Below are 16155 nucleotides of genomic sequence, written 5' to 3'. Positions count from 1 at the left end.
TGAATTCCTTATTGGCGCTTTGGGTAGAAAGGGCGGGACGAGAAGTCTCCCACGGTCCGTACTGGCTAGAGTCGGAATCGAGCTTTTAGTCCCGCCCACCCCTTCAAGTCTAAACATACAAGCGAGCCTGCTCGCGAAGGCGGTGTCACAGTCGATGAAGATGTTGGATATGCCGGCCTCATCGCGGGCAAGCCCGCTCCCACAAGGGGCTGCGGTGTACATAAAGTTTGTGGCTTCTGAAGACCCAATGTGGGAGCGAGCTTGCTCGCGATAGCGGTGGTTCAGCCACATAGATGCCGGCATGTGCCCGCTCTTGCTCTTGCTTTGGATCTTGATCTGGACGCCCCGTTAACCACGCTGGCCGAACGCAGGCATTGCGCAGTGGGCAACCCGGCATGGATGCCGGGTTAGCCGCGCTGGGCCATGGATGGCCCTTCGCGGCGGCCCACGGAGCAATGCCGGAGTGAGGGCACACCGAGCCTAAGCGAGGTGCCGAGTGGTGGGGCAAGCCTTTTTTGCTTACTTTTTTTGGCGTCTGAAAAAAAGTGAGTTGCCGTAAGGGCGAAACCCTAAGTGGCCGTTACCGCGGCAATGGATATGTACTCAATCAACAAGAGCTCAGCGCCAGTCAATGCCCCACCGCCATCTCAACCTGGCCGGACTGCGGTGTCACGATGTCGCCCAAGTCGATGTGTTTCCAAGCCGGTTTCGCCCCCAACCGCGCATTGAAGCGATAGTTGAAAGTGAAATCATCATCGGTCGGTTGGCTCAGGGATTTCCCGTAGGCCGATTCAACCCCGGCCGGGTCGTACCCCATCAACTGCAACAGCGTCGGGAAGATGTTGTAGTGGCTGGAGCGGTCTTTGTTCTGTGCCCAGGCTCGGCGCCAATCCAGGGCATGCAACTGTGAGCCCTGGATCACCACCAACGGCACTAACCCCTCCTCCGCCACCGGGTCACCGCCGCAATGGGTGTTGAGCCCGGGGTTGCCGCGCTCGTGCAGGTCCTGGCCGTGGTCGGAGGTGTAGATCAACACGGCATGGCTCAAATCGCCCTGCTGGAAGATTCGCTTGAAGAACTCGCCGACGTTCCACAGCAGGGTGTTCTGGTAAGCGTTGCGGTACAGCAACCAGTCATCTTTCTGGCCGTTGAAGCCATCGCGGCTGCCCGTGTCCGCCACTTCCTGGAACTGCCCTCGCGGCAAGGCCGGACGGTAGGTCATGAAGTCGTCGGGGTATTTGTCGTGTACCGGGAAATGCGCCCCCACCTTGTTGATCACCACCAGTTCAGCCTGGTCGTCGCCCAGCAGTTCGATCAACTTCGCCGCAGCCGCCATGTCGCGGTCGCGCACGCTGGTATGGTCGAATTGGACGAATTCGTCGATGTCCTGTTTTTCCAGCTCGGTCATCAGGTTCTGCAGGTAGCCGCCAGTGCGCTGGGCGTCGATGTAGACGGTACGCAAACCAGCCTTTTTGGCATATTGCCAGATCGACGGCCGGGTGCTGTTGATGCGCATGTAGTCGGCGCGCGTGCCGCCATAGCGCAGGGTGACATTGGTGTCGGCGCTGCAATTGGCGATGGAGGCCGCATAGCCGAAATTGAAGATATCCACGCCCTCGGGCGGCGTCTTCAGGCCGGTGTGCACGCCGAATGGCGCGTTGATATCCAGGTAATTGCCGCCAACGCTTTCATCGATGATCAGCACGATATCCTGCTCGATCGAAGACGACCGTCGCACCAGGGTGACCGGCTCCCGAGGGCCAATGGTGTTGTGCAAGGACTCGTAGGCAAACAGATTCAAATAGGCCAACGGCGTGTACATCACCGGCAGGCCGCGCGCACCCTCGCCCGCCCGCAGGAACAACACGCCACTGAGCAACAACACGCCCAGCACCGGCGCCGCTATCGGCAGATAACCGGGCAATCGCACCGACCGCCGAGGCTTGAGCGCGATACCGAACAACAGCAGCAAGCCGCTGATCACCGCGCTGACAATCACCTCGCGGTACTGATAAGCCGCCTCCTGGATAAATCCCCCCGAGTACACCAGCGAAACGAACTGGCTATAGGTCAGGTAACTGTCCGTGACCCGGGTGTACACCTCGAAAAACACTGCTGAAACAAACATCGCCAAGGCAAACACATGCCTCACCAGGGTCTGGCGTATGTAGGCAGTCATCCACAGCGCCAGCACCAGTACCGCGAACATGGCGCCGAACAGCAACGTTGCGAACCCCAGGCCCAACGCGTTGAGACGGTCGAGGTAATAGTCGTATCCCTTGAGCAGGTACAGAACCAGCAGCAATTCCTTGAGGTAGCGGACCATGTTTTCCTCGACCAGATCACCGTGTCAAAAGCACTTCGTTCCTGCACGTTAGCAGCCGTTTTTCAAAGCGCAAGAAATGCTTCACCGCACCACGCGTCAAAAAAAAGTTACCCCAAAAATGACACGAAAACCCGTCACAAAATGTAAAAAACTATGGATTACTACCGTTTATCGCTTTGTCAAATTCCCGTTAAGCCCAATAAAACAGCCACTTTACTAAGACAGTCAAGGACTTGATATCAAAAGGCCCGATTTCACTTGAATTGCCAACACTGACAACTGTCATTTTGCTGACACGCTTTTCTGAAGCTGCGCTATACCCCTCTAAACAGTTTCATCCGAGTTACATCAACCGGTTTACGAGGCGCGCCAAAAATGGACGTGAGCGTATTTGGTACGGGGTACGTAGGGTTGATCCAGGCGGCCGCAATGGCCGACGTCGGACACCGCGTTCTGTGCATCGACATCGACCCGAAAAAAATCCAGCAACTGCAACAAGCCGTACCCACCATCAGCGAGCCGGGGTTGTCCAGCTTGCTCGAAGACAACATCAAGTCCGGACGCTTGTCGTTCAGTTCCCAGGCCAGCGACGCGGTCAACCATGGCGAACTGATTTTCATCGCCGTCGGCACCCCCGCCGATGAAGACGGCTCGGCAGACCTGAGCCATGTGCTGGCCGTCACCAAGCAAATCGCCGATTTCATGGACAGCGACCGCACCCTGGTCATCAAGTCCACAGTGCCGGTGGGCACGGCCGACAAGGTGGCCGAATGCGCCCGCCAGGCGTTGGCGCGGCGGGGCCTGAAGCAGTTGAACGTGCGGGTGGTGTCCAACCCCGAGTTTCTCAAGGAAGGCAGTGCGCTTGCCGATTGCATGCGCCCCGACCGGATCATCGTCGGCACCGCCGACCCGCTGGCCCGCGACCAGATGACGGAGCTCTACGCGCCCTTTTGCCGCAACCACGAAAAACTGATGTTCATGGACAACCGCAGCGCCGAACTGACCAAGTACGCCGCCAATGCCATGCTCGCCACCCGCATCAGCTTCATGAACGAACTGGCCAACCTCACCGAACGGCTGGGCGCCGACATCGAAGCAGTGCGCAAAGGCATCGGTTCGGACCCACGCATCGGTTACCACTTCATCTACCCCGGCTGCGGTTTTGGCGGCTCGTGCTTTCCCAAGGACCTGCGGGCCTTGCTCCACACCGCCGAACAAAGCGGCATGCCACTGCGCTTGTTGCGCAGCGTCACCGATGTCAACGACAGCCAGCGGCACATCCTCTTCGAGAAACTGGCGACGCAATTCCAGGATGGCCTGGCCGGCAAATCGATTGCCATCTGGGGCCTGGCATTCAAGCCCAACACCGATGACATGCGCGAAGCCCCCAGCCGCTACCTGATGGAAGCACTGTGGCGCGAAGGCGCCCGGGTCCACGCCTATGACCCGGAAGCCATGTCCGAATGCCGGCGCCTCTACGGCTATCGCAAGGACCTGAACCTGTGCGCCACCCGCGACGACACCCTGGAAGACGCCGACGCCCTGGTGATCTGCACCGAGTGGAAAAATTTTCGCGTGGTGGACTTCGACCTGCTGGCCAGCAAGCTGCGCGCCCGGGTGATCATCGATGGCCGCAACCTGTACAACCCCGAACACCTGGCCGCCGCCGGGCTGCTGTATCGCGGTATCGGGCTGCGGCACACCGTGCCGGGCACCCCGCTGCCCGGGTCACAAGCATGAACATCCTGGTCACCGGCGCGGCCGGTTTCATCGGCGCCCACGTCGTGCTGCGACTGCTGCGCGACGGCCATCGGGTGTGCGGGCTGGACAATTTCAACGACTACTACGACCCGCAGCTCAAGCACGACCGTGTGACCTGGGTAAACGAGCAGGCCGGCGCGTTTCCCCTGGCGCGGATCGACCTGGTCGACGCGCCGGCCATCGATGAACTGTTCCAGACCCGGCGCCCGGACGTAGTGATTCACCTCGCCGCCCAGGCCGGCGTGCGCTACTCCCTGGAAAACCCGCAGGCCTATGTAGACAGCAACATCACCGGGTTCCTGAACATCCTGGAGAACTGCCGTCGCTATCCGGTCAAGCACCTGATCTACGCCTCCTCAAGCTCGGTATACGGCGCCAACCCGCGCACGCCTTATTCGGTGCAGGACAACGTCGACCATCCGCTGTCGCTGTACGCAGCCAGCAAAAAAGCCAACGAACTGATGGCCCACAGCTACAGCCACCTGTTCGGCATTCCCTGCACCGGCCTGCGGTTTTTCACGGTGTACGGCCCTTGGGGCCGCCCGGACATGTCGCCGATCCAGTTTGCCCGCGCCATCGTCGAAGACCGTGTGCTGCAGTTGTTCAATCATGGCGAGCACCAACGCGATTTCACCTACATCGACGACATCGTCGAAAGCATCGCCCGCCTGATCGACCGTGCGCCCCAGGTCACCCCCCTGTTGGATCACGAACAACCGGACCCGGCCACCAGCCGTGCGCCCTGGCGGATCTACAACATCGGCGGGCAGCACCCGGTGGCGCTGCGCAGCTATGTCGCACTGCTGGAAAAGCACCTGGGACAAACCGCCCGCATCGAACTACTGCCCCTGCAAGCGGGGGATGTGCTCAACACCTGCGCCGATGCCAGCGACCTGGCACGGGCCACCGGTTTCAAGCCGCGTATCGAACTGGACGAAGGCCTGGGCCGCTTCATCCAGTGGTTCCTCGATTACTACGCACGGCCTGCCCACGCACCGCTCGCGACTGACCGCTTGCGGCCCAACCTCAGCGGAGGAATCCATGACCCGACATGAGCAAGTCATCGAGATCAACGCCCCCGGACGCGACAAGCGTGTCGATCCCGACCACCGCAGGCGCCTGGACGCGGCCATCCACCGTCAGGGCCGAGGTTGGTTGACCGGTCGCGACGGTGGTCGGCCCTGGACCGTCTCGCGCACCAACCGCGTAGTGGCCTGCCTCGGCGCCCTGGCGATCCTGCTGATGCTCTGCCCACTGCTGCTGGGCCTGGCGCTGCTGATCAAGTTTTCCAGCCCCGGTCCCGTGCTGTTCGTGCAGAAGCGCACCGGTTATCGCGGCCGAGTCTTCGGCATGTACAAGTTCCGCACCATGGTTGCCGACGCCGAGGCTCTCAAGGAGTCGCTGCGCCACCTCAACAAACACGGCGCCGATGCCATCGACTTCAAGATCGACAACGATCCGCGCATCACGCCCATCGGCCGGTTCCTGCGACGCAGCAGCCTCGACGAACTGCCGAACCTGATCAATGTAGTGACCGGCGACATGCGCCTGGTGGGCCCGCGGCCGACCTCGTTCAACGCCTATCGCTACAAGGACAACCATCTTGTGCGCCTGAGCATCTATCCCGGTATGACCGGCCTTTGGCAGATCTCCGGGCGCAGCAATATCGACTTCGACCAGCGTGTGGAATTGGACCTCAGCTATATCGCTGAACAAAGCCTGTGGCTGGATTTGAAGATCCTGATGATTACCCCCTTCAAAGTTTTCAGCGGCCACGGAGCGAGTTAAATGGACGGTTCAACCAATATCCTGACCATAGCAAGCCCGAGCGAGACCAACCTGACCTCGACCGTGCTCGACCCTTCCCTGCGGATCCTGCTTTTGACGGCCGCCAACACCGGCACCGGAACCAGCACCAGCGCGATGGCGCTGGCTGCTCAACTGGCGCAGATGAGCAACGGTCGCGTACTGCTGGTGGATGCCAGCCAGTCACCGCGCAACCTCAGCCAGCAACTGTCGTTGCACAAGGAGCGCGGTTTTACCGACCTGCTGTTCAACAGCCTCGCCCCGCCCCTGTTGCAGGACTGCGTGGTGCAGGCGTCCAGCCTGCCCTTCGACGTGTTGCCCCATGGGCGCCTGGGTCGCAATGCCGAACGCTTGAGCCCCGAGCGACTGCGCCCACTGTTCAGGCAACTGGCGGCGCAATACCGCTTTGTGGTGATCGACGCCGACGCAGTGTATTCGGCCAGCGACACGCTGGTGCTCAGCACCCAGGTCGACGGCGTGGTGCTGGTGGTGCGCGGTGAAGACACTCGCTGGGAAGTGGCCCAGGCCGCCCGCCAGCGCCTGTCCCAGGCCGGCGCGAAAGTGGTGGGCAGCGTGTTCAATCGCCGCAAGTACTACATGCCCAAGTGGCTCTACAACAACCTGTAAGCCTGCAAAAGGATGACGAGATGAACGCCAGAATGCTTGTCCTGCTGTTGCTGCCGCTTGCCGGTTGCTCCAGCAATACCGATACCCGCTCGATGCCGGTGCAGATCCTCACGGCCCCGCCGGCCAACGCCCAGGCCACCGACATGCCCAAGGTCGAACAGACCCTGCGGCCCCAGGACGTGCTGGATGTGATTTTCCACATCAGCACCACCGGCTCCCAAGCCTATCGCGTGCAGGCCGGTGACCAGGTTGCCCTGAACTTCACGGCCGCCAGCCAGCTCAACGGTACGCAACAGGTGATGCCCGACGGCACTATCGAACTGCCTGGGGCCAACACCTCGGTGAAAGTCGCCGGCCTGACCACCGACGAAGCCCGCCTGGCGGTGCAGCGTGCCTATGACCAGAAAATGCTGTTCCAGCCCAATCGCAACCAATTGACGGTGCTGGTGACCAGTCCGCTGTCCGGCGAGACCAACTTGCGCAACACCTTGACCCACCCGGGCACCGGCATGAGCCGGGAAATCACCGTGGGCAGGGATGGTTACGCCAGCTTCCCGGAAATCGGTTCCGTGCCGCTGCAAGGCATGACGGTCAACCAGTTGGAGACCTTCCTCAACGAGCGCTACGCCCAGTTGCCAGGCCACATGACCGTCGATGTGCTGCTCAAGTCCACCGCCGGCAACGAGATCTACGTCCTCGGGGAAGTGGCCCAGCCCGGTTCCTATCCGATCCGCCGGCCGATCTCGGTGCTCGAAGCCCTGACGCTGGCCCGCGGCACGAACGTCAAGGCCCGGCTCGACTCGGTGGTGATCATGCGACGCAACGGCAACCTGGTCGAAGCCCGCCACTATGACGTGGAAAAAGCCCTGAGCGGTGACGCCTCGCAGATCGCCTACCTGCAACCGGAAGACATGCTTTTCGTGCCCAAGACCAAGCTAGCCAGCGCCGGCGAACTGGCCAGACAACTGGCCGACGTAGTGCTGTTCCAGGGCGTGGGGTTCAGCTTCGGCTACCGCGTCGACAACAAAGGCAGCAACAGCAACTGACCCCAGGTGACCTGACATGAACCCCAAGGAAAACTATCTGCATGAGTTCTTCAGGATCTTCTTCGCCAACAAGCAGTGGGTGAAGCGTATCTTCCTGATTTTCGCCGTGATCGCCCTGGTGCTGCCGTTGATGCTCAAGCAGAGCTTCGATATCACCGCCCAGGTGATTGTCCAGTCGAAAAAACTCTCCCAGGGCGACGCCACCACATCGCTGAACCAGGAAAACGCCACCTTCATCCCGCCGTCCCTGGCGGACATGGAAACCGAGAGCAATATCCTGCGCTCGCCGGCGTTGATCCGGCAGACCATCAGCACCCTGCGCGACCAGGGCGAATACACGCCCAGCCCGGGCATCTTCAACAAGTGGGTGAGCGATCCCTTCAAGCGTTACATCACCCAGCCCCTGCGCGAGTACGTCATCAACCCGTTGCGCGATGGCCTGGGGCTGGAGGTCGATCCGGTGCGCGACACCGTGCTCGATACGCTGACCGACGAGGCCATCGAAAACCTGAAGATCGAGACCCTGCCCGGCTCCAACGTCATCTCCATCGTCTACAGTTTCGGCGACCCGGCCCAGGGCACCCGGTTCGTGGCGCAACTGCTGCAGAACTACCTCACCGGCCGCCAGGACCTGCAATCGATCGAACTGCCACAGACGTTCTATGAGCAGAAGAAAGCCCAATACCAGACCCGTCTCGACGGCCTGGAAGGCAACCGGCTGGGGCTGCTTGAAAACATCGGCTCGTCCGATCCCAAGGAAGAAGTCACCTTCCGCCTGAACGCCATCAATACCGAAGAGCAGGCCCTGAACCTGTACCAGGATCGCCTGCTGCAAAGCCAACGCTGGCTCGATTACCTCAAGACCAGTCTCGCGGCGGCGAACAGCTCGCGGTTCAACGACTACACCTTCCCGTTCACCTTCACCACCACCGTGGACAACATTGCCTTCGAAGACCGGGAAATCAGGCAGCTGGGCGAGCAACTGACCAGCCAGGTCAGCCGCTACATGAATGACCTGGCGATCTTCCAGCCCGGCAGCGAACCGATGCTGCTGGCCCGGGAACAGATCGTCCGCACGCGCCAGCAGTTCCTGAAGGTGGTGAACAACCGGATCCAGGAACGCACCACCGACCTGGCCGTCGTCAGCTCGGTGATCAACCAGAAGATCGAACGCATCGCCGCCTTCAAGCAGCGTATCCATCAATTGCAGGAAACCCAGAGCAAGCTGCGGCAGATGGACACCGAGATCAACGCCCTGCATGCGGCGTTCTCCACCTATGCCCAGCGGTTCGCCGAAGCCAGCACCGCGCGTTCGCTGGACAACGACCTGTCCAACGCCCGGGTCCTGAGCCCGCCGTTCGAACCAACCGCCCCGGCCTTTCCCAAGCCGATGCTGATCATTGCCTTCGGCATGTTCAGCGGCCTGCTGCTGGCGATTGCCCTGGTCTATGTGCGTGAGTTCTTCGACCATCGCTTCAAGCATCCAGCGCAAATCACCCAGCAACTGGATGTGCCGGTGCTGTTGGTGATCAACGAGCAGTCCCCCGACAAGGTCAACCCGCACCGCAACTGGAGCCTGCCCAGCCTTGTCCATTGGGTGCGAAATTGAACGCGCCGTTCGGCCCGCCCCGCCACAGCAGCCCCCTGTCGATCATTCATCTGCTCGACAGCGGCGGCTTCTATGGGGCCGAGCGGATGCTGCTCGATCATTGCCTGGCGACACCCGGGCAGCACCAGGTGCTGTTCCTGGCGGCGCCACCGACCTTGATCACGCGTTTTCGCCAGGCCGGGGTCGATTGCCGTCATTGCGCCAGTTGGGCCGAGTTGTTGCAGCACCTGCGCCAGCGCCGGGACGACCGGCCGCTGATCAACACCCACAACTTCAAGGGGCTGTTGTTCGGCTGGTCCGCCGCCACGTTGCTGGGCCTGCCGCTGGTGATTACCCAGCATGGCTTCACCCCAAGGAGCCCCAAGCAGCGTTTCTATACCTGGCTGAGCCTGCAACTGTGCCGCACCGCCTCGGTCAAGCGGGTCGTCTGCGTGGCCGAGAGCATTGCCACGCTGCATCGCCGGGCCAGCGTGCGGGCGGAAAAACTCGACGTCATCCCCAATGGCCTGCCAGCGGCCAGCACGCCACTGGCCCACCGCTCTGACAAGCAACGCTGGCGGGTCGGCTACGTCGGCCGCTTGAGCAGCGAGAAAGGTCCGGACCTGTTCCTCGACGCCATGATCCCGCTGTGCCAGAAGCATGCATCGCTGCACGCGGTGATGCTCGGCGACGGCCCGGAACGCCAGGCACTGCTCAAGCGCATCACCGACGCCGGACTGCCCACGCGCATCGAATTGCCGGGCTACCAGACCGACATGAACGCCTGGTGGAGTCGCCTCGACGCCTTGGTGATCAGCTCGCGCACCGAAGGCACCCCGATGATTCTGCTCGAAGCCATGCAAGCCGGCGTGCCAGTGGTGGCGTTCGGCGTCGGCGGCATTCCCGACGTGTTGCAGGACCGTCATAACGGCCTGCTCGCGGCACCGGCCAACAGCGCGGAACTGGCGGCGCAGATCGAAACGCTGTTCAGCGAACCGCCCCTGGCGCGGATCCTGGCCGATAACGCACGCCGCACCCAACGGGACCGCTACGACCTGCGCACGCTGGCCGAACGCTGGTCGCAGCTTTACATCCGCACGGCACGGGAGGCTCGCTCATGATTGTCCCGCTCTCGATCGTCAGCCTGCTGGGCCTTGTATGCCTGGCGCTGCTGGCCAGCCCTTATCCGTTCCTGGCACCGGGCGCTGTGCTCGGCCTGGTCGGCGTCGCCGTGCTGTACCGCAAGCCCGGGTGGGGTTTGCTGGGCATTGCCGCACTGGTGCCGTTCGAAGGCCTGTTCAAGGACAACGCCTTTTCCGGCAGCAAATTCCTTGGCCTGGCGTTGATCATGATCCTGATGTTGCAACTGGCGGTGCACCAGATTCCCGGGACACGCCTGCGCAGCAATATCTGGCGGCCGCTGATCGGTTTCATGGTGCTCTATGGCCTGAGCCTGATGTTGTCGGAAAACATGGGCCTGTCCATGACCCATTTTCGCGAACTGGGGGTGGGGTTGATTCTGTTTGTAATCACCCTGCTGATCGGTCGTGAATTGAACCTGGACCTGTTCTGCCGCCTGGTGACCTTGAGCGTCACCACCACCTGCGTATTGGCGATGTTCTCGGCCAAGTACCAGGACCAGGGCCGCGCGTCCGGCCTGCTGGAAGACCCGAACACTTTCGCCCTGCTGATTGCCTTTACCGTGCCGCTGGCGTTGCTGCTGGTGGTGCGCGGCCCGAGCTTGCTGCACCGGTTGTTCTGGGGCGGCTGTTTCATCCTGCTGCTGGGCGGCATGACCAAGACCGAATCGCGCTCGGGGCTGGTGGTGTTGATGCTCAGCCTGATGATCGGGCTGTATCACTACCGCGCGCAGCTGCCGCGCATCCGCCCACGGCACCTGGGCTTCGCCATGCTCGGGCTGGCGCTCATCATCCCCCTGGCGATCGCCGTGATGCCGGCCGGCTATGTCGCGCGCATCCAGTCGTTGAGCATCCTCAGCGCCGGCGCCAGCGCCCACCAGGATGAATCCCTCGGCCGCCGCGCCTCGTACATCGTCGTCGGCAGCCAGATGATCCGCGAAAACCCGATACTCGGCTCAGGCCCCGGGACCTTTCCGCTGCACTACGCACCCACCGGCTATGCCAAGGCGTTCTCGGCCAACCGCAAGCTGGGGGACCTGTATCGCCGGGCCCATAACACCTACCTGGAAATCTTCAGCGAAATCGGCGTCCCGGGCGGGCTGATGTTCGTCGGCATGATCGGCCTTGGCCTGTATAACCTGCTGCACGCCCGTCGGCTCTGGCTGCAACGCCGGGACTGGGCGCAAGCGGACCTGCTGACGCACCTGGGCATGAGTTTCCTCTCGCTGGCGTTGTTCCTGATGTTCCTCAGTGCGCCGAACCACAAGTTGCTGTGGATCATGCTCGCCCTCACCAGTGTGTTGCGCTACGACGCCGAGCAGGCCGCGCCGCAGGAGGCTCGTCCATGAGCTGCGTCAGTATTGTGATCCCGATGTACAACGAGGCCCGACACATCGGCCGTACGCTGCACGCAGCGCAGGAAGCCGCCCGCCAGGCAGGCCTGGCATGTGAGTTGATCGTGGTGGACAACGGCTCCGACGACCATGGCCCGCGCATTGCCAACGAGTTGGGGGCACGGGTGTTGATCGTGCCAGGCGTGCACATCGGCGCCCTGCGCAACCGCGGTGCTGCCGTCGCCCAGGGTGACTGGCTGGCGTTCATCGATGCCGACATCGAGATGCCGGCCGACTGGCTCAAGCTGTTGCTGGAACTCGAAGGCCACCAGGGCGACGTACTCGGCCTGGACCTCGACACGCCCCGGCAGGCGCCGTGGTTCGCCGAAGCCTGGCAGCGCCGCAGCCAACGTCCGGGGTCACGCCTCCTGCATCGGGTGCAGTGGCTGCCCAGTGCCAACCTGTTGATGCGTCGCAGCTGGTTCGAACGGGTCGCAGGCTTCGACGAAACCCTGCGCACCGGCGAAGACAAGGACTTCTCCTTGCGCCTGCGCCAGGCCGACGCGCAATTGCTGCTGGTCAACGAAAGCGTCGCCCTGCACTGGGGCTACGAAGGCAGTTGGCGCGAGTGGATGAGCAAGGAACTGTGGCGCCAGGGCAGCCATCTGCAATTGCTCCGCAGCCATGGCCCGAGCCTGCGCCTGCTGCGCTTCCCGGCGCTGTCCATTGGCGCCTGGGGCTTGGACCTGCTGGCGGTGCTCGCGTTGCTCCAGGGGCAATTGCACCTGGCGCTGACGTTGTTGCTGGTCACCACCCTGCCACCCTTGTTCCTGAGCCTGCGCCAGAGCCGGCGTGATCCGCGCCTGACCTTGCAATTGTGGGCCTTGCACGGGGTGCGCCTGCACCTGACCGGCGCCGCACTGCTGCTCAATCTGTGTCATTGGAATGCCAGGAGACCTGCCCGTGGCTGAATTCATTTACTGGTCGTGCCTGTTGCTGCCGGTGTACGCCTACCTCGGTTATCCCTTGATGTTGAGCCTGCTGGCGCCGCTGTTTCCGATGCGGCGCTACGGCAAGGCGTTTCCGATGGACGTGAGCATCGTCATTGCCGCCCACAACGAGGCGCGGCACATCGAGGAAAAATTGCGCACCTTGCTGGCCCAGGATTATCGGGCCCATTCATTGCGAATCATCCTCGCCAGCGACGGCTCCACCGACGACACGGTGGCCTGCGCACGCAAGGTGATCGACCCGCGCATCACCGTGCTCGACCTGCCGCGCCAGGGCAAGGCCGCCGCCCTCAATACCGGTGTCGCCCACAGCAGCGGCGAAATCCTGGTGTTCACCGACGCCGATAACCAATGGGCCAGCGACACTCTCAGCCATCTGTTGGCACCCTTGGGCGATCCGGAAGTCGGTGCCTGTGCCGGGCACATGGAAATCCCGGTGCCGGGCAAGGGCCTGAGCCTGGGCGACAGCCTGTATCGCCATTACGAAGGCTGGTTGCGTCGGGTGGAGAGTCGCACCGGTTGCATGGTCTCGGCCGACGGTGCGCTGTTGGCCCTGCGCCGGGTGCTGTTCCAACCGATACCGGCCCAGGTCAACGATGACTTTTTCCTCAGCACCTGCGCGCCAGCCGCCGGCAAGTCCATCGTCTATGCCCCCATGGCCCGGGTGACCGACCAGGGTGTGGACGAAGCCGACAAGCAGTTTCGCCGTCGCCAGCGGGTCACCGTCGGCGGACTGCAGAGCCTGGCTCAGCGCCGGGAACTGCTCAACCCGCTGCGCCATGGGCTCTACGCCATTGGGTTGATCAGCCACAAGTTGATCCGCCGCCTGGCGCCGGTGTTGCTGCTGCCGCTCTTGCTGAGCAATGCCTGGCTGTGGAACGACCATCCGTTCTATCGCCTGAGCCTGGTGGCGCAATTGCTCGGCTACGCCATGGCACTGATCGGCTTGATGGACGCGCGCCACCGCCTGCCCCGGCCCTTTCGCCTGGCCGCATTCGTGCTGGTGACGCTGGCGGGCATGAGCATCGGGCTCTGGCAGTTCCTGCGGGGCCAGCGCTATAGCCAGTGGAACCCCGAGCAGAATCGCTAAGGAGTACGGCCGATGTCGATCAAACAAGTCTTCAAGCGCACCGGCGGCTGGCTGTACCTGAACACGTCCCTGGGGCGCCATCCCCTGCGTGGCGCCGGCGTGATCCTGATGCTCCATCGCGTGCTGAACAACGACCGTGCCGCCGAACTGCCCCATCGCAACGAGCTGTGCGTGGGGCCCGAAGCGTTTGAACATCTGCTGATCTGGCTGCTACGGCATTTCGAGTGCGTGCCGCTGATGAGCTTGTTGCTGGCCGACCCTGAGAGCGTTCCGAACCGCCCGCGGGTCGCCCTGACTTTCGACGACGGTTGGCGCGACAACGCCATGAATGCCTTTCCGTTGCTGCGCCAATACCAGGTGCCAGCGAGTATTTTCCTCTCCACCGATTTCATCGGCAGTCGCCAGCACTTCTGGTGGGAAAGCATCGGTGAAACCCTCTGGGGCAGCCATGGCCAGGTGGCACGGCGCTCATTGATCGAGCATTTGCAGCACGTCGGCCGACCGTTGCCGGTGCTGCTCGATGACATCGACGACGAGCGCCGCAGCCTGGCGCTGCTGCATTACCTGCAGAGTCTCAAGAGTCTCGATGCACACACATTGAGCGACCTCACCGACGCCTGCCCGCAGGGTTCCCAGCCCCAGGCCCTGGACTGGCCCCAGGTACGCATGCTCGAAGATTCCGGGCTGGTCCGCTTCGGCCCCCATGGCGCCAGCCACGCGATCCTGACCGGGCTGGATGACCAGCGCCTGCACGAAGAACTGACGCGCAGCTGGATCGCCCTGGAAAACGGCTGCGCCCATCCTTTGCCGGTGTATTGCTACCCCAACGGCGATCACGATGCCCGGGTACGCCAACAGGTGGCGGCCCACGGTTTTGCCTTCGCCCTCGGCACCGAGGCGGGGCTGTATCGCAACGACGGTGACCCGCTGAACCTGCCGCGTTTCGGCGTCAGCCAGAGCAACGCCCACCACCCTGAATTACTGGCCTGGCGCATTCGCCGAGGAACACGCCCATGAGCCGCGCTCATTACCTCAAGCACCTGGCACTGAGCATGGGCACGCGCCTGGCGATGATCGGCCTGCGCCTGCTGCGCAATGTGCTGCTGGCGCGGATTCTCGGACCCAGTGAACGCGGGCTGTTCGCCTTGCTCAGCACCCTGCCGGACCTGATCAGCGCCGCCACCAGCGGTGGCCTGAATTCCGCCGTGGGTTATCAGGCGGCGCAGCAGCGCTCGATGGGTCTGCTGCTCAGCCAGGTGCTGGTCTTCGGCTGCCTGTTGGCTGGCTTGTTAACCTTGCTGGTGGTGGCGCTGGTGCGCGAGTTCGGCGGCGAACTGGACATCGCCACGCAATTGGGATTGCTCGCCTGGTTGCTGTTGCTGGCCGTGCCGTTGACCGTGCTCAAGAGCGGTCTGCTGACGATGCACAATGCTTGCGGCGGAGTGGGCGCCTTCAATGCCTTGCGCCTGATGGAATCCCTGGCGCCCCTGCTGCTGTTCGTTGCACTGTTCTGGATGTGGAAAGACGCCGCCCTGGAAGCGGCGCTGATCAGTTGGCTGGCCGGCTTGAGCCTGGTGGTGCTGGCCGGTTGGGTGTGGTTGCGCCGCGATCATGTGGTCACCCTGCGCTGGGATCGCACCGGTCAGAACGAATTGTTGCGCTACGGTGCCCGCAGCCACCCGGACCTGCTGTTCCAGCAAGTGCTGCTGCGCTCGGACTTCCTGTTCATCGGTGCCCTGCTGGGCAGCACGGCCCTGGGTCACTACGCCATGGCCAGCGCCGCCGCCGAACTGCTGCTGATCGTGCCCGAAGCTGTCACCACGCCGCTGATGAAACGCCTGTTGCAACAGGACAGCGACATGCAGCGCCTGACGCCCCTGGCCCTGCGCCTGACCGCCACGGTGATGCTCGGCGCCTGCCTGAGTATGGCGCTGATCGGTCAATGGTTGATCGTTACCTTGTTTGGCGCCGCCTACCAGCCGGCGTATCCCGCCTTGCTGGCGCTACTGCCGGGGCTGTTCGGGCTGTGCTACGCGAGCATCCTGCGCCTGGATCTGCTGGGCAAGAACCGCCCCGGCACGGTTTCGCTGTTGATGGGCGTGGGCGCAGTTCTGAACCTGGCGCTGAACCTGATCCTGATTCCCCGCTACGGCATCGTCGGGGCCGCCGCCGCGTCTTCAATCGCCTACCTGGGCGTGACCGTGGCGCTGCTGGCCATGTACTGCCGCCTCAGCGGCGTGGCGCTGTGGCAGACACTGATCATCCTGCCCAGCGACTTGCTGCCGATGCGCCGGATGCTGTTGGGGAAATCGGCATGAGTGTGGTTGCCTGCCAAACCGCCATCGCGAGCAAGCTCGCTCCCACAGGGGTTGCTGATTGCCCTGTGGGAGCGGGCTTGCTCGCGATGGCGGTTTGGCAGCGTTGGTGG

General features: G+C 62.8%; 13 protein-coding genes. 12 read left to right on the top strand and 1 reads right to left on the bottom strand.

Going from position 1 to position 16155, the window contains the following annotated elements; translation table 11 throughout:
- Nucleotides 1-628: 628 nt before the first annotated feature.
- The gene (locus KGA89_RS09680) at nucleotides 629-2326 is read right to left on the bottom strand and encodes a sulfatase-like hydrolase/transferase (RefSeq protein ID WP_223471385.1); all 1698 of its coding nucleotides are present in this window, start codon (nucleotides 2324-2326) and stop codon (nucleotides 629-631) included.
- 375 nt (nucleotides 2327-2701) lie between these two features.
- On the opposite strand from KGA89_RS09680, the gene KGA89_RS09675 reads away from it, so the two are divergent.
- From KGA89_RS09675 to KGA89_RS09620, 12 genes are read left to right on the top strand one after another with little or no spacing between them, the layout of a single operon-like run.
- Nucleotides 2702-4066, top strand: a complete 1365-nt coding sequence (locus KGA89_RS09675; RefSeq protein WP_223471384.1) for a UDP-glucose dehydrogenase family protein — start codon at nucleotides 2702-2704, stop codon at nucleotides 4064-4066.
- Nucleotides 4063-5142 (top strand): NAD-dependent epimerase, encoded by a 1080-nt coding sequence (locus KGA89_RS09670; protein ID WP_223471383.1) that lies wholly within the window; start codon nucleotides 4063-4065, stop codon nucleotides 5140-5142. Before KGA89_RS09675 ends, KGA89_RS09670 begins: the two co-directional genes overlap by 4 nt.
- Entirely contained in the window at nucleotides 5129-5875 is a 747-nt protein-coding gene (locus KGA89_RS09665; protein ID WP_003203726.1) for a sugar transferase, read from the top strand. Before KGA89_RS09670 ends, KGA89_RS09665 begins: the two co-directional genes overlap by 14 nt.
- A complete protein-coding gene (locus KGA89_RS09660; protein WP_003203727.1) occupies nucleotides 5876-6520 on the top strand; it encodes a CpsD/CapB family tyrosine-protein kinase in 645 nt (214 codons plus the stop codon).
- 20 nt (nucleotides 6521-6540) lie between these two features.
- On the top strand, nucleotides 6541-7566 hold the full coding sequence (locus KGA89_RS09655; protein WP_003203731.1) for a polysaccharide biosynthesis/export family protein: 1026 nt from the start codon (nucleotides 6541-6543) through the stop codon (nucleotides 7564-7566).
- 16 nt (nucleotides 7567-7582) lie between these two features.
- Nucleotides 7583-9175 (top strand): GumC family protein, encoded by a 1593-nt coding sequence (locus KGA89_RS09650; RefSeq protein WP_223471382.1) that lies wholly within the window; start codon nucleotides 7583-7585, stop codon nucleotides 9173-9175.
- Entirely contained in the window at nucleotides 9172-10275 is a 1104-nt protein-coding gene (locus tag KGA89_RS09645; RefSeq protein WP_028236724.1) for a glycosyltransferase family 4 protein, read from the top strand. Before KGA89_RS09650 ends, KGA89_RS09645 begins: the two co-directional genes overlap by 4 nt.
- On the top strand, nucleotides 10272-11642 hold the full coding sequence (locus KGA89_RS09640) for an O-antigen ligase family protein (RefSeq protein ID WP_003203736.1): 1371 nt from the start codon (nucleotides 10272-10274) through the stop codon (nucleotides 11640-11642). The genes KGA89_RS09645 and KGA89_RS09640 overlap by 4 nt, the downstream gene beginning before the upstream one ends.
- Entirely contained in the window at nucleotides 11639-12598 is a 960-nt protein-coding gene (locus KGA89_RS09635; RefSeq protein ID WP_003203738.1) for a glycosyltransferase, read from the top strand. Before KGA89_RS09640 ends, KGA89_RS09635 begins: the two co-directional genes overlap by 4 nt.
- Nucleotides 12591-13727: a glycosyltransferase family 2 protein gene (locus tag KGA89_RS09630; RefSeq protein WP_003203741.1), complete on the top strand. Its 1137-nt coding sequence runs from the start codon at nucleotides 12591-12593 to the stop codon at nucleotides 13725-13727. The genes KGA89_RS09635 and KGA89_RS09630 overlap by 8 nt, the downstream gene beginning before the upstream one ends.
- Nucleotides 13728-13739: 12 nt before the next feature.
- A complete protein-coding gene (locus KGA89_RS09625; RefSeq protein WP_003203742.1) occupies nucleotides 13740-14744 on the top strand; it encodes a polysaccharide deacetylase family protein in 1005 nt (334 codons plus the stop codon).
- Complete coding sequence (locus KGA89_RS09620; protein ID WP_013693803.1) at nucleotides 14741-16045, top strand: lipopolysaccharide biosynthesis protein; 1305 nt, start codon at nucleotides 14741-14743, stop codon at nucleotides 16043-16045. The genes KGA89_RS09625 and KGA89_RS09620 overlap by 4 nt, the downstream gene beginning before the upstream one ends.
- Nucleotides 16046-16155 lie beyond the last annotated feature (110 nt).

This window comes from Pseudomonas sp. A-RE-22 (assembly GCF_019956035.1).
GTDB lineage: Bacteria > Pseudomonadota > Gammaproteobacteria > Pseudomonadales > Pseudomonadaceae > Aquipseudomonas > Aquipseudomonas brassicacearum.
The sequence above is the reverse complement of the archived record's forward strand: the minus strand, read 5'-3'. Positions and strand labels throughout refer to the sequence as shown.

What these genes read in the sequence shown, in the direction of transcription:
- KGA89_RS09670 (WP_223471383.1), top strand. Translation starts at nt 4,063, where the DNA reads ATGAACATCCTGGTCACCGGCGCGGCCGGTTTCATCGGCGCCCACGTC.
- KGA89_RS09650 (WP_223471382.1), top strand. Translation starts at nt 7,583, where the DNA reads ATGAACCCCAAGGAAAACTATCTGCATGAGTTCTTCAGGATCTTCTTC.
- KGA89_RS09665 (WP_003203726.1), top strand. Translation starts at nt 5,129, where the DNA reads ATGACCCGACATGAGCAAGTCATCGAGATCAACGCCCCCGGACGCGAC.
- KGA89_RS09620 (WP_013693803.1), top strand. Translation starts at nt 14,741, where the DNA reads ATGAGCCGCGCTCATTACCTCAAGCACCTGGCACTGAGCATGGGCACG.
- KGA89_RS09655 (WP_003203731.1), top strand. Translation starts at nt 6,541, where the DNA reads ATGAACGCCAGAATGCTTGTCCTGCTGTTGCTGCCGCTTGCCGGTTGC.
- KGA89_RS09675 (WP_223471384.1), top strand. Translation starts at nt 2,702, where the DNA reads ATGGACGTGAGCGTATTTGGTACGGGGTACGTAGGGTTGATCCAGGCG.
- KGA89_RS09635 (WP_003203738.1), top strand. Translation starts at nt 11,639, where the DNA reads ATGAGCTGCGTCAGTATTGTGATCCCGATGTACAACGAGGCCCGACAC.
- KGA89_RS09625 (WP_003203742.1), top strand. Translation starts at nt 13,740, where the DNA reads ATGTCGATCAAACAAGTCTTCAAGCGCACCGGCGGCTGGCTGTACCTG.
- KGA89_RS09640 (WP_003203736.1), top strand. Translation starts at nt 10,272, where the DNA reads ATGATTGTCCCGCTCTCGATCGTCAGCCTGCTGGGCCTTGTATGCCTG.
- KGA89_RS09680 (WP_223471385.1), bottom strand. Translation starts at nt 2,326, where the DNA reads ATGGTCCGCTACCTCAAGGAATTGCTGCTGGTTCTGTACCTGCTCAAG.
- KGA89_RS09660 (WP_003203727.1), top strand. Translation starts at nt 5,876, where the DNA reads ATGGACGGTTCAACCAATATCCTGACCATAGCAAGCCCGAGCGAGACC.